The organism is Microvirga sp. P4_G7 (assembly GCF_056401005.1).
On sequence record NZ_JBFUKD010001014.1, the window covers coordinates 1 to 956 of the forward strand.

The 956-nt window shown below is 61.6% G+C and carries 2 protein-coding genes; both read left to right on the top strand.

All coding sequences use genetic code 11. The annotated features are described in order from the left end of the window. The coding region (locus tag AC1DT3_RS22660; RefSeq protein WP_477467417.1) for a hypothetical protein at nt 1–304 on the top strand (304 nt) is incomplete at its 5' end. 2 nt (nt 305–306) lie between these two features. Beyond that, the coding region (locus tag AC1DT3_RS22665) for a hypothetical protein (protein WP_477467418.1) at nt 307–956 on the top strand (650 nt) is incomplete at its 3' end.

The window sequence follows — 956 nt, forward strand, 5'->3', positions numbered from 1 at the left end:
AACACGCTCCGTGTCCGATCCAGACGCCGGCACTACCACCGATCCGAGCCGTCCCGAATTTACCTTTACAGGTGCCTTCGTCTCGGAAGCCGAGATGGCTCGTGCTCAGGGTCGTGGACGCTCCGGCGATTGGACGCGCGAGTACGCCGCGCAACCCGCCCATATCAAAGTCGCTACCGTGGTCGTGCCGAGCTGGATCAAGGCAGGTGACGAGATCCGCCGGATTGCGACAGGCGAGCGCTTCTTCGTCGTGAGCGCACTTCCGGACGATCTCAACACGACGAAAATCACGCTCAGGGTCTGAACATGAGTCTTGCTCGAACTGCGTTGCGTCTTGYGGTCTCGGGAGACCTGCTCGCCGACCCCGTCATTGCAGCGATCTGCCCGGGCCGGGTCTTCGATTCCGCGATGGATCCACCGAGCAGCAAGGACTTCGAGCCGATCATCACCATCACGACGGAGGATGACGAGGGCGAGGCGTTCAGCCGCCAGAACGGCGGCATACCTTTTGAGCAAACCTGTGATCTTGTCATCGAAATCGCCTTCACGAGCGGGGGAGAGGATGACGACGCCGATCCGCTCATACCGGTAACCGATCGGGCCCGAGAGGCGATGTTGGATCTGATCGAGCATCGTGTCGTCGAGGTTATCACGGTAGGCGAAGGTCCTGCTCTGAGCCGCAGGGTCGCTCGACGAGTTCCGAAGTTCAAGTCCTCGCGCTTCCCCGACAACGAACACGGCATTCGACTCGCCGTACGAGTGCTGACGTTGTCCGTCGAACTGAAGGGTGAGGACCAACTCGACGCTCGCGAGCTACCGACCGAACCATTTGCCAATTTGCCGAGCCCACTCCGCGATGTGTGCCTCGAGTTGCCCACGGGAACCTCAGGCGCACGGGTTTGCGCCATGATCTCCGCGGCGCTTCCGACGATCGACGTCCAACTGTTCGGCGGCGC